9 protein-coding genes are annotated in these 12,940 nt (G+C 53.7%); 5 read left to right on the top strand and 4 right to left on the bottom strand.

Features of this window, described 5'->3' with window-relative positions; genetic code table 11:
• Positions 1-85: 85 nt before the first annotated feature.
• From ACUHMQ_RS00775 to ACUHMQ_RS00765, 3 genes are all read left to right on the top strand, one after another.
• A complete protein-coding gene (locus ACUHMQ_RS00775) occupies positions 86-856 on the top strand; it encodes an exodeoxyribonuclease III (RefSeq protein WP_445293526.1) in 771 nt (256 codons plus the stop codon).
• 2 nt (positions 857-858) lie between these two features.
• Positions 859-2,301 carry an AmpG family muropeptide MFS transporter gene (locus ACUHMQ_RS00770; RefSeq protein WP_445293525.1) on the top strand — a complete coding sequence of 481 codons (1,443 nt, stop codon included), beginning with the start codon at positions 859-861 and terminating at the stop codon, positions 2,299-2,301.
• Positions 2,302-2,398: 97 nt separating this feature from the next.
• Complete coding sequence (locus ACUHMQ_RS00765) at positions 2,399-2,974, top strand: YqiA/YcfP family alpha/beta fold hydrolase (RefSeq protein ID WP_445293524.1); 576 nt, start codon at positions 2,399-2,401, stop codon at positions 2,972-2,974.
• A 78-nt stretch (positions 2,975-3,052) separates the two neighbouring features.
• Here the strand turns inward: ACUHMQ_RS00765 and ACUHMQ_RS00760 are convergent, their stop codons facing one another.
• The 3 genes from ACUHMQ_RS00760 to ACUHMQ_RS00750 form a co-directional block, all read right to left on the bottom strand.
• Positions 3,053-5,824, bottom strand: coding sequence for a M16 family metallopeptidase (locus ACUHMQ_RS00760; protein WP_445293523.1), 2,772 nt, complete (start codon positions 5,822-5,824; stop codon positions 3,053-3,055).
• A gap of 202 nt (positions 5,825-6,026) precedes the next feature.
• The gene (locus ACUHMQ_RS00755; protein ID WP_445293522.1) at positions 6,027-6,530 is read right to left on the bottom strand and encodes a GNAT family N-acetyltransferase; all 504 of its coding nucleotides are present in this window, start codon (positions 6,528-6,530) and stop codon (positions 6,027-6,029) included.
• A 3-nt stretch (positions 6,531-6,533) separates the two neighbouring features.
• A complete protein-coding gene (locus tag ACUHMQ_RS00750; RefSeq protein WP_445293521.1) occupies positions 6,534-6,947 on the bottom strand; it encodes an acyl-CoA thioesterase in 414 nt (137 codons plus the stop codon).
• A gap of 571 nt (positions 6,948-7,518) precedes the next feature.
• Here ACUHMQ_RS00750 and ACUHMQ_RS00745 point away from each other — a divergent pair.
• Complete coding sequence (locus tag ACUHMQ_RS00745; RefSeq protein WP_445293520.1) at positions 7,519-8,223, top strand: substrate-binding periplasmic protein; 705 nt, start codon at positions 7,519-7,521, stop codon at positions 8,221-8,223.
• Between the two features lie 179 nt (positions 8,224-8,402).
• Positions 8,403-9,347 (top strand): carbohydrate kinase family protein, encoded by a 945-nt coding sequence (locus ACUHMQ_RS00740; protein WP_445293519.1) that lies wholly within the window; start codon positions 8,403-8,405, stop codon positions 9,345-9,347.
• Between the two features lie 139 nt (positions 9,348-9,486).
• On the opposite strand, the gene ACUHMQ_RS00735 is transcribed toward ACUHMQ_RS00740, so the two are convergent.
• Positions 9,487-12,768 (bottom strand): DEAD/DEAH box helicase, encoded by a 3,282-nt coding sequence (locus ACUHMQ_RS00735; RefSeq protein ID WP_445293518.1) that lies wholly within the window; start codon positions 12,766-12,768, stop codon positions 9,487-9,489.
• Between the last annotated feature and the right edge of the window lie 172 nt (positions 12,769-12,940).

Genomic DNA, 12,940 nt, shown 5'->3' with positions numbered 1-12,940 from the left:
GGCCTGAAAAGCGAGACGGCATGCGGGTTTCGATGCTTTATAGCATATCATTCCGGGTTCTTATCTGCCTTACCGAGCGACTGCTATGCGAATAATTTCTGCCAACCTGAATGGTGTGCGTTCTGCCGCCAACAAAGGTTTCTTTGAATGGCTGGCTGCCAGCGAAGCCGATGTGGTCTGTGTTCAGGAACTCAAGGCCCATTTGTCTGATATGAGCGACGCTATGCGATCCCCCACTGGATATCATGGCTATTTCCATACAGCAGAAAAGAAGGGCTACAGCGGTGTAGGCATATACAGTCGGCGTCAGCCGGATCGTGTTACAGAAGGTTTGGGTATTGCCGACATTGATGCCGAAGGACGATACCTTCGAGCGGACTTTGGTCCGCTTTCCATTATTTCTTTGTATCAACCCTCAGGTTCCAGCAGCGACGAGCGCCAACAGGTCAAGTTCGCTTTCCTTGAGAGATTCATGACTCATATGCGAGGGCTACTGGCTGAGGGGCGTGAAATCGTGGTCTGCGGTGACTGGAACATCGCTCACCAACCCATCGACTTGAAGAACTGGAAAGGTAATCAAAAAAATTCCGGTTTTTTACCTGAAGAAAGAGCCTGGTTAACAGAGCTATTCGGACATGGCTGGGTTGATGTCTGGCGTACGCGCTACCCAGAAGAGCCTGGCTACACGTGGTGGAGCAACCGTGGCCAGGCTTATGCCAAAGACGTAGGGTGGCGGATCGATTACCAGATATGCACACCAGGTATTGCAGCCAAAGCCCACACCGGCAGCATCTACAAGGACGTGAAATTCTCAGACCACGCCCCCTTGATCATCGACTACAACGGTGAGCTCTAAGTATGGCTTTGGCGCACTATCTGACCATTTTCGGCAATCGTCGGGTCGCAGCGACACTCGGATTGGGATTCGCATCTGGTTTGCCACTCGCGCTAACTGCGAGCAGTTTGCAGGCTTGGCTAACCGTATCCGGACTGGATATCACGACAATCGGTTATTTCGCGCTGATTGGCCAACCCTATACCTACAAGTTTCTTTGGTCTCCGCTGCTCGATCGATTCGAACCGCCCTTTCTTGGTCACCGACGGGGCTGGTTGCTGATCACCCAACTATTGCTGGCAGTGGCTATCTTTGCCATGTCGCTTGTGAATCCAACAGTATCGCCAGGATTACTCGCAGCATTTGGTGTAGCAGTTGCATTCCTATCCGCCAGCCAGGACATCGCCTACGACGCTTATCGGACTGAACTCCTGCACGATGAAGAACGCGGTGCGGGCGCCGCAGTCGGGGTTCTGGGTTACCGGCTCGCCATGCTTGTCTCTGGTGCACTCGCGCTCATCATTGCCGAAAAATGGCTGGGTTGGCCAGCAACCTACCAACTGATCGCCGCCATTATGGCGGGTATGGCTGTCATCACCTTGATGTCTCCAAAACTCGCCCAGCCCGACAAACCCTCATCATCAGCCAAGCTGGAACTCAAAGGTTTCATCGTGATGCTGATTGGGGGGGGCTTTGGCTTTCTGCTTGCACGTTACAGCCTGGAGCTGATCGGCGTCCCGACTGAAGGTAAAGGCTGGGGATTGGTCTACCTAGTAGGAGAGGTTATTCTGGCCGGCGCTTTGGCGCTATGGGCGGCACGTTTTGCAGGTTTCCCTGCACTGACAGGTCCGCTGGATGAATTCCTATCCAGACGTGGCGCCTGGATGCTGTTGGCCCTGATCGTATTGTACAAATTGGGCGATGCCTTCGCCGGCAGCCTGACCACGACATTCCTGCTTCGCGGCGTAGGATTCAGCCAGACCGAGGTTGGTGAGGTCAACAAGGTCTTCGGCCTTATTGCCACACTGGTCGGTGCATTAGTGGGTGGACTATGGATGGCGCGGCTTGGCCTATGGAAATCGTTATTGCTGTTTGGTGTACTGCAGGCTGTGTCCAATCTGATGTACTGGATGCTTGCAGTCAGTGGCAAAAGCTACGGCCTGATGGTACTGGCTGTTGGGGTGGAGAATCTATGCGGTGGCATGGGTACCTCCGCTTTCGTTGCTCTATTGATGGCCTTATGCAACCCAAAGTTCACCGCCACCCAGTTCGCCCTTTTATCGGCTCTGGCCGCCTTCGGCAGAGTCTATGTCGGGCCCGCATCCGGCGTCATGGTGGAAGCATTTGGTTGGCCAAACTTCTTTTTGACGACAGTACTGACGGCATTGCCCGGCTTGTTACTACTGGTTGTATTACGCAGCCATATAGCTGGTTTACACACTGCCCCAACACCTGTCACCGAGTAATTCTTCGAGATACTCAACGTTGGTTCATAACCCCTGACCAGCAGCTTTCAACGAGACCCACTGGTTTCAGCCCTCCTTACCAAAGGAAAAGCGAGTAATGGCTAAAATTCTGTATCTGCATGGCTTCAATAGCAGCCCTGCTTCACAAAAAGCACAACAAACCCATGCTTGGTTAGCTGAACGAAGCTTGGCCGAGCATTTTATCTGCCCGACCTTGCCATCCACCCCCAAAGCTGCGGCTATGTTGATCACCCAGTTAATGGAGCAGCATGGTCCTGAAGGAATCACGCTATTTGGCAGTTCCTTAGGGGGATTTCTTGCCAGCTGGGCGGCGGAGAAATACGGTTGTCGGGCCGTTCTTATCAATCCTGCAGTTCGCCCTGCTCAACTTCTGCATGCCTACCTCGGCCTCCAGCGCAACCCCTATAGCGGGGAGGAATACCTACTCGAAGCGCATCATATGGATGAACTGAAGGCTTTGGAGCCTGCAGCCATCACTGCAGAGCGCTATTGGCTGTTGCTGGAAACCGGCGACGAGACACTGAATTACCGCGATGCTCTGGCTTATTACAAGGGCTGTAAGCAAACCGTTATCGAGGGGGGAGACCATAGCTTTCAGCATTGGGAACCAATGCTACCCGAGCTGATAGCCTGGGCTGGCGTAGTCAGATAAGTTACAGAAAAAGGTGAAAATAGCGCTTGGTATAGAATGAAAAACGCCCGATCTGAATCGGGCGTTTTTCTATTGCTACTACTTCATGACGGCAGGCTTCGCGTTAGCAAAGTCGCCCGCATAAACATTCACAAGCTTGCCCGGGTCAACATATTTCCGGATTGCCGCATTCACTTCAGCCAACGTCACAGCCTTCAAACGGGTTTCCAATGCTTCAGTAAATGCCATGGTCCGCTTCAGGTACAACTGATTCGCTAAGCTGCCTGCCAAACTGCCATCCAGAGTACGTGCAATCGTAGCTTCTTGCAGGATGCCACTACGAGCTTCGTCGATTTCTTGCTGGCTGGCGCCAGTCTCAACCAGCTTAGCCACCTCTTCTTGAACGGCAGCCTGCACCTTTGCCAGATTGCTCGGCGCATAGATGGCGTACAACCCTAATGAGCCGTTATTGTCTGTGCTGCCTACATGCAACCAGCTACCAGCACCATAGCTGGTACCCTCACGCTGGCGCAGACGATCCATCAGACGGCTCTTCAACCCACCACCGCCCAGAATCCGGCTTGCCAACGCCAATGCTGGGTAATCGGGGGCGGTATCCACCATATCCAACGGCAGACCGCCAAAATATGCAGCGTTGGCTTTATCCGGCGTCTCCTGCTTGATCATCCCAGGCTTCATCGGCCGGTACGGTTCTGAAACCCGCACATATTTCTCACGTGCAGTCCAATCACCAAACAATGTCTGCACTTGCGTTGCCGCTGCTTTGGCATCGAAATCACCGACGAGCGCCAGTTGCGCATTCTGCGTTCCATAAAAACGTTGCTGGAAGCGTTTAAGGTCGGCCAGCTTGACTGAACCCAGGTCGCTGATCTGCTCTTCAAAGCTCGCGCTGTAACGAACATCCCCTCTAGGGTAGGGGTTGTCATAGCGGGCCAGCGCCTGTTGCGCCAAAGCTTCTGGCTGACGCATCTGGTCTTCAATACCGGTCAGTGCCTCGGTCTTCAAGCTCTCGAACTCTGCCGGCGACCAGCTAGGCTGACGCAGGATCGTGTTCAACAACGGCAAGAGCTCGGGCAGTTGTTCACGGCGGGTTTCAAAATTGACCGTCAAACTCTGGCCGCTGGCGCCAATTGCCACCTTGGCCTTCAGTTGTTCCAAACGATCAGCGAGCTGCTGCCTGTTCATCTTGCCGGCGCCACGCATCAACATTGAAGCAGCAAGATCCCCCGGGACCATTTGCTTAAACAGACTCTTTTCATCGCCCATCCGCAAAGTCAACACACCGCTAACCGTCTTGCCGCGCGTCTTTTTGGGTAGCAATGCCATCTGCATGCCATTGGGCAACACACTGCGTGTTGTGCGGGCTTCCACATTGGCAGGGGTAGGCTCGAAGCTTTCTCCAGCCTCTACAGCAGCGCGGCCCTTGTAATCCGCAACCAATTTGCTCACATCTGGAGCAAGGGGTATCTCCGCCCGCTGAGGCTTATCGGTCGGGATAAACTGACCCAATGTACGGTTCGATTCACGCAGGTAGTTGTTCGCTACACGCTGCAAATCAGCCACGGTTGCCGCTTCTATCCGGTCCCGTGTGAGGAACAACAAACGCCAGTCGCCTGCAGCAATCGCTTCCGAGAGTCCAACGCCGAAGGCAACCGGATCTGTAAGCGTCATCTCGAAATTGTTCAGCAGCACGGTCTTGGCCCGTTGCAACTCAACTTGCGTAATGGGCTGCTTCGCAATCCCTTCCACCGTAGCCAACAGGGCTTGGCGAGCTGCTTCGCGTGATTGCTTTTTGTTCAGCTCAACCGAGAACATCACATATCCCGGCTCCTCCAGTTCAAACGAAAAAGCGCCGACACCAACCGCCTTTTTCTTTTCCACTAGGGCTTTATGCAAACGGCCGGTAGGGGTATCGCCCATGATCTGCGCCAATAGAGACATCAATGCCGTATCGGGATGCGCACCAGGCGATATATGGTACTGGGCAGCAACCAGCTGCGTATCGCCAACACGGCTTACTGTTACTTCATGGGCACCGTCCTGAACTGGTTCCCTGGTATAGCTTGTAGGTAATACCCGGTCAGGCTTAGGAATGGGTCCAAAGTATTCAGCCACCTTCGCCAGGGTACGAGCCGGATCAAAGTGACCGGTAATCGTCAGCACTGCATTATCGGGTTGATAATGCGCGCGGTAAAAAGCCTGCAGGTTCTCAATCTTGACGTTTTCGACATCAGTCCGCGCACCGATCGTGCTCTTGCCATAGTTATGCCATTGATAAGCGCTGGCAGCCATTTGTTGCATCAAGATGCCGAAAGGATTGTTTTCCCCCCTTTCCATCTCGTTGCGTACAACAGAAAACTCCGAATCAAGGTCGCTACGGGCAATGAAGCTGTTGACCATGCGGTCCGCTTCCATCTGTAACGCCCAGTCGAGGTTATCGTCACTGGTGGCGAAGGTCTCGAAATAGTTGGTGCGGTCATACCAGGTTGTACCGTTGAAATGCATGCCGCGCTTGCTGAACTCCTGGACGATCGTCTTACCCGGCAGCTTAGGCGTACCCTTGAAGACCATGTGCTCCAACAGGTGGGCCATACCCGTTTCACCATAATTTTCGTGTCGGCTGCCCACGAGATAGGTGATATTGACTGTCGTAGTCGGCTTGGAAGCATCAGGAGCCAGGAGCACGCGCAAACCATTGGGCAGCTTGTATTCAGTTATGCCTTCCACGCTGGCCAGCAGTGTAAGCGCCACTGACTGGTTGGTACTTGCGACAGCAGCCTCCGCCGCCTGCGTGGGGAGCACAATCCCTAACGACAAAGCCAGGACCAGGCTCAAGGTTTTGAAACGCATGCAATCTCCTAAAACTGACATATTTGTGATGTCCACATCAGACCCACTAATGCGTAATTTGTTCTTCGTACAATGGGAAGCCAGTCCGGTGATATATGCATCACTAACCCTTCCTGGCTAGACACATTACGCTGTCACACAAAGCCAACACGGCATGGACACATGCACCCCACAGTTGCACAGCAAGACCACCGATACTTAATCACAGCTCCAAATCAGCCATGCACCGTATGATGCTTCCCGTTGCACGACAAATGCGCCAGTCTGGCATGACGGTAGCACCAAGTTTGCGATAGAAGCTCAACGCCGGCGCATTCCAATCCAGTACTGCCCATTCGAACCGACCACAGTCACGTTCCACGGCTTTGATCGCCACTTCACGAAAAAGCGCCTCGCCAATCCCATTGCGCCGATATTCCGGCAGTACAAACAAGTCTTCCAAGTACAACCCGGGTTTTGTGAGAAAGCTGGAATAGTTGTGGAAATAGAGCGCGAATCCGACTGCGTAAGGCACATCCCCTTTGTCCACCTCTGCGATCAATGCTTCAGCATAGGGTTTGGCGCCCCATAAGTGTTCATGCAGCTGTTCAGCATTGCCCGTACACAGGTGGGTCAGCTTCTCATATTCAGCCAATGCGCATACCAGCTCATGCAAGGCAGGTGCATCCCCAGGCTTGGCTTGCCGGGTTGTAAACGGTGTCTTCATGGTTTACGCCCTGCTCAACTGCGCACGGAGCGTATCGGGTAGCGGTAGCGACATACCGGCGGCATAGTCACACCACACAATTACCGCCTCGGCTTCAGCTGCCAATGTCCCGGTCTGGTCCTCGCGGGAAATGTTGTGGCCAAGGGTAAAGCTGCTATTACCCAAACGCTTCACAAACGTTTCGACGCGGATATTGCACGGATAGACCAGTGGCTGACGGAACTGACAACTGCTGGCCGCAAGAATGGGGCCGATGCCTGCAGCCAATGCGACACTCCAGCCATGCCGGGCCAACCAGCCAACTCGGGCCTCTTCGCAAAAACGGTAGTAAAGGGTGTTGTTCAGATGCCCAAGTGAATCCATGTCGCCCCAGCGCATGGGAAACACATCGACAGCCAGCAGGTTGGAGTCACTCATGATGGGGAATGGTTAGTCAACGATAGGACGCAAGATATAGCGCCGAGCCCATACTTGTCCAAATACATAGCGTATAAACAAATTGGAATGAGGCTCTTGGGGCGAATTCCGCCAACATTGGGGAATACAAAGACATTTCAATTCAAAAATACATTCAATTTGAATTTAATTATAAAGCGATTGAGAAAATTTCGAGTGTAAGCCGTTAGCCAAATCAAATACCCAGCCAATACAATGCCTACATAAATCATTCAAAAACAACAAGATACTGAAACAGTTATTCAATATCAAAACATTCATATAAATAACTGAACAAACTACTTTTTGGATTTTCGGTAGAAAATAGATGGCAGGACCAAAACGGCATGCAGTTTCACCACTTTAATTTGCCTCAGTATTTCTCAGGTAATGTTTTGCCCAGATCAGACCAACATTAAGGTCAAAGTGTTTTGAAAACAGTAAGGTACGAAGCACCCAACCTATTTTGCAAATACATCGATTACACCGTCAGATAGCCCATGCAGTGATTTCGACCATGGCAAGCACTCATGCGATTTTTGCAGGTCTATACATGGCTGCTGTCATCTCCCATGCAGCGCCAGATCCAGTCACATTTATCCTGACCACCGAGGATTCTCCGCCATACAACATGGTGGTAAATGAGAATGTGGCCGGCATTGCAACGGACAAGGTACGGGAGCTGATGAAAAGAGCCGGCTTGCGCTACCGTCTGGATCTGCTGCCCTGGAAGCGTGCCTACGAGATGGCTTTGGCGCAGAAGGTGACCTGCGTCTTTTCAACAACCCGCACCCCCGATCGGGAAACGCTATTCAAATGGATTGGCCCTCTCGCCTCTACTGAGTGGGTGCTTTATGGCAAAGCCGACAGAAAGCTGCATTTGAGTACGCTTGAGGATGCATACCCCTACGTCATCGGTACCTATAACGGCGATATCCGCGATACCTACCTGCGTGGGAAGAACTTCAAGGTGGATACTGCCCCGGATGAAAACCTGAACCCCGCCAAGCTGATGGCTGACCGGATTGATCTTTGGGCATCGGGGCGTTACGAAGGCGGCACGCTGCTTGTCAGGCAGGGGCTAACCCGCAAAGTCGTCCCTGTTCTTACCTTCAATCGCGCCAATCTCTATCTGGCCTGCAATAAACAGACACCTGATGAATTGATTCATCAATTGCAGGAATCACTCAATACCATCATCAAAGACGGTACGGCAGCGAAAATCGATCGACAGTACGACCCCAAGCCGCAGCACTGACCACCAAGCGTTTCTCAATCTGACAGAGCGTTTATTGCACGACATTTCCATGCCGTTGTGTTGGAAGCTTCACCCAACATCAATGTCAATCGGTTGGAACAAGCTATCCTGGGCTATCTCACACGCCCAGCCGGGCTAGAATAAATATTATTCATCCTTACACCCCACCGGATCTTGCCATGCCCACGCTGATTTGCGGTTCTGTCGCTTACGACACCATCATGGTCTTTCCTGACCGTTTCGACCGCCACATCCTGCCCCACAAGGTACATATGCTTTCCGTGTCCTTCCTGGTGCCGGAATTGCGCCGTGAGTTTGGCGGTTGTGCGGGCAATATCGCCTACAACCTCAAGATGCTGGGTGGTGAGCCGATTGTGATGGCGACGGTAGGCCAGGACTTCACCCCATACGCCGAACGGTTCGACCAACTTGGCATCCGCCGCGATTGCGTAAAGCAGTTCGATCAATACTTCACGCCGCAGTGCTATATCACCACCGACCTGGACGACAATCAGATCAACGCTTTTCATCCCGGCGCGATGAGCCATTCCCATGACAACGACTTTACTGCTGTTCGGTCGGAACTACGCTATGCCATTGTTGGCCCGGATGGGCTGGAAGGCATGCTGAACAATTGTCGGGAGCTTGCCAAAGCTGGCATTCCCTACATCTTTGACCCGGGCCAGGGCACCCCGCTCTTCAGTGGCGACCAGCTGCTCGAGTGCATTTCATCCTCCTCCATCGTCGCCATGAATGACTACGAAGCCGAGCTGGTTCACCAAAAGACAGGGAAATCTCTGGCCGAGCTGGCGCAATTGACTAAAGCAATGGTCGTTACCCTAGGCGGTGATGGCTCGCATATCCTTGCCGATGGCAAAGATATTCGTATTCCCTCGGCTGAGGCCAAAGCCATTGTCGACCCCACCGGCTGTGGCGATGCCTACCGTGCAGGGCTCTTGTTCGGGATCGAAAAAGGTTGGGATTGGGAAGTCACTGGTCGACTGTCTTCACTGCTGGGAGCCATCAAGATTGCCAGCAAAGGCGCCCAGAACCACCATTTCGACAAAGCAAGCCTCGCAACAGGCTATCGGGCTGCGTTTGGTACAGACCTACCCACCTGGTAAGCAATAATCTCGCAGCCAATCTAGCCTTGCTCGTGAGTGGAATATTCAGATTCCAGCGGCGAGAACACTACTGAGAGCGACTTTCAAAGTCTCACGAGCTAGAGCTAGAGCTAGACAAGGCGAAAATCAGTACAGGTTCTTAATTCAACGGTGCGAATAACGCCGCAATATCCTCAACATCAAACTTGGCGCTATCAAGCCCATCCTCTCCCAGCACACCTGCCGCCAACGCCGCCTTGCGCTGCTGAATAGCAAGAATACGTTCTTCAATACTGCCAGCCACGACCAGCTTATACACAAAAACCGGCTTATCCTGACCGATACGATGGGCACGATCAGTCGCCTGGTCTTCTGCAGCAGGGTTCCACCAGGGGTCGACGTGGATAACGACATCTGCGGCAGTGAGGTTGAGTCCCACACCCCCTGCTTTCAGGCTGATCAGGAAGATAGGCGCCTCACCAGCCTGGAAACGCTGTACCGGCGTAGCACGGTCCCGGGTAGAGCCAGTCAGCTTGACGTAGCCCAGGCAGGCTTGTTCAAGTTCAGACTCGATCAGCGCAAGCATGCTGGTGAACTGCGAGAACACCAATACACGCCGTCCCTCGTCAATCAGCTCGGGCAGCATGTCCATCAGTAGTTCAAGCTTGGCGCGTTCCGGCACCTGCTGCGCGCTATCAAGCTTGAGCAGACGTGGGTCACAACAAACCTGTCGTAGCTTGAGCAATGCGTCGATGATATCGATCTGGCTGCGGGCAAATCCTTTGCCTTCCACGGCCTGCCGTACTTTCTTGTCCATAGCGGCACGCACCGTTTCGTAAAGCTCACGCTGCGCGCCAGCCAATTCCACATTACGTACGATCACTGTCTTCGGCGGCAGCTCCTTGGCAACTTCGTCTTTCCGCCTACGCAGCAGGAAGGGACGAATTCGGCGGGCCAGCAGCGCTTGCCGTTCCTGATTGCCATTTTTCTCGATAGGTTGTCGCCAAAGGCGGCCGAAGCTACGTTCGTCACCCAGAAAGCCGGGCATCAGAAAATCGAACTGCGCCCATAATTCACCCAGATGATTTTCCATTGGCGTACCCGTCAGCACCAATTTATGCCGGGTTTGTAATGCACGTATCGCTTCAGCAGCGCGAGCACGTGCGTTCTTCACTGCCTGTGCTTCATCCAGAATGAGCAGGTGGTACTCATGTTGCTGTAACTCCGCCAAATCACGCCAGACAAGCGCATAGGTGGTGATGACCAGGTCGTGGCTGGCTATATGGGCAAAGTCGTCCTTGCGTTGTGGGCCGTGCAGAGCCAGTACTCGCAAATCAGGCGCAAAACGTTGCGCTTCATGCTGCCAATTTGTTACAAGACTGGTCGGCAGGACGATAAGTGCGGGTCTATCCAGCCGGCCAGACTCTTTCTCCAACAATAGATGGGCTAGCGTCTGCGCCGTTTTACCCAGGCCCATATCATCCGCCAGCACACCACCCAGCTGATGCTGTCGCAGGTATTGCAACCAGGCGAGTCCCTGCAGTTGATACGGTCGTAATTCCAGGCGTAATCCTTGTGGTGGCCGTACCGCAACTGCCTTGCCTGCCGCGCTCAAACGTTCGGCAATGGTCCGTGCAACGTCGATGCCATCAACCTGCCACGCACTGAATGCATCAACAAGACGCGGTGCATCCCAGATACTGACATGCAGCTTGTCCTCCTCCACATGGTCAAAGAGCTCCGCCAGCATCTGCAGCAATGGCTTGATGCGGGCAGCGGGCACTACAAGCTTCCGGGCAACCTGGGTATGGAGCACAACCACATCATCGTCTTGCACTTTCGCCCGGTAATTCGCCTGCAACCAGTCTGGCTGCCTTTGTACCAAGTCGGCCAACATAGGGGCTAATGGATGCCGCTCGCCATCAAACTCGACCTCCATAGCGACTGCCCAACCTTGCTGGGCCTGCACAATGCCGGCAAACCAGGCTTGGGGTTCCGCCACGCGATGACGGCAGCCCGGGCGTATTTCTATCTGCCAACCTAGCTGCTTCAGATGCTCCAGGTCCTTACTCATGAACAGGGGCCAATCCCGCTCGTGCGACAAGCCCATCAGTCCCTGCACATCCGTTAAATCATCCGGCTGGACCACGATGCGGGATACAGGTACAGCCTTCAGACCAAGCTTCTGCAACTCCTTCATGCGACGTGCTTCGCTCGGGCCGTTACGCCGTATCAATACAAGCTGGCCATCACTGTCATATTCCAGGCTATCGGCATCACCCGGCGCCATCACGATGCCACCATAATCAAAGCGGGGTACCGCGATGTCGTAATCCATCCGGCCCAGTTGGAAATCGTAATCGCGATGCTCACGCCAGCCAAAAGTCGGCAGCCTGTCGAGAATCAAGATGGGTACAGGCTCCAGCCGTCGCTCTATGGGCCTGACCGTACTTGGCAACAAAGCTTCGGGCAGCTGAGTACGTAGCGCCTCCATCACCAGTGGCAATTCCACTTCTTTCAATGGCGGCACTGTGAGTACTTGGCGCAGCACTGGCCAATCGGCCTCCACTTCAAGTAAACCGACTTCGCCAGTGCTGACATCCAGATAATGCGGTTTGCCTAGCGCTAGACTTAAACCTGCTGGCGCCATATCCAACCTTGGAACCCGCCTGCCCAGGCCATCACGCTGCCAATTCAATGTGGCCGGCCGAGCTGCACCAGCACGTAAGGGGCCGACAAAGCCAAGCTGTGCATCGCTGAAATACAGCCGCCCCGTGGCAAGCATCCGCTCGAGGATGTCGACATCCATATTTCCGGTCAGCACATATTCATCCGACATCGAAGCGATGTCAGGAGGCTGGATGTGCAGCAAGCTCAGGATGGTGATATCCACTGCATCGATAAAACCAAGCGGCCGGCGCAATGCTCCTTTGACATTGCTCCATCGCTCGCCCGGTTGACGCAACACACCCGAGGCTGGTCGACGCGCCTTGCAAAAGCTGACGCGAACTTCACCCCTGCCGCGCAGACGCAACAGATAAAAAATCTGTTGAGGGTGGCCCGCTTCAGCCATGGCTACGGCTTTCGAGTTAGCCTGGAAATTTGCCACCCACTCAAGCACAGCAGGATTCACTGTGCGATTTGCCTCTGCATCACCCTGCTCGGCCAAGGCAGCAAGCAGCACTGCTGCAGCATGCTTACACTCATAACCTACCGGGCAGCTGCACTCGGCAGAAATCTGCCAACGCTTATACGGCGTGCGGCGAAATCCAATGTCAACCTCATAAGGATGCGGTGCTGTCCCTTGCACCTCCGCCATGAGTTGCTGGTGGTGCCAACGCAGGTTTTCAACACCGCCCAGGCAGTGTTCGCCCTTGGCGACTGTCCGCTCCCCAAGCCATGAAACTATCTCTTGGCGGGTATAGGTGGGGGAGGTTGACATAGCGCAAACATAAGGGTGAAGAAAGGCCGCTATTGTATGGCAAAGAACACACCCGACCGTTCTGCCGTCTACCGCAATCCGGCTTCGTCACACTTTTTCACATGTCTCACCGTTTGTGCCAATGAGTAGTACGGATGACTGGCTTACAATAGTGTCGGAATCCGGCCCCCTT

It is taken from the genome of Chitinimonas violaceus (assembly GCF_052601015.1).
Note: the sequence above shows the minus strand (reverse complement) of the source record. Positions and strands in the feature narration are given on the sequence as shown.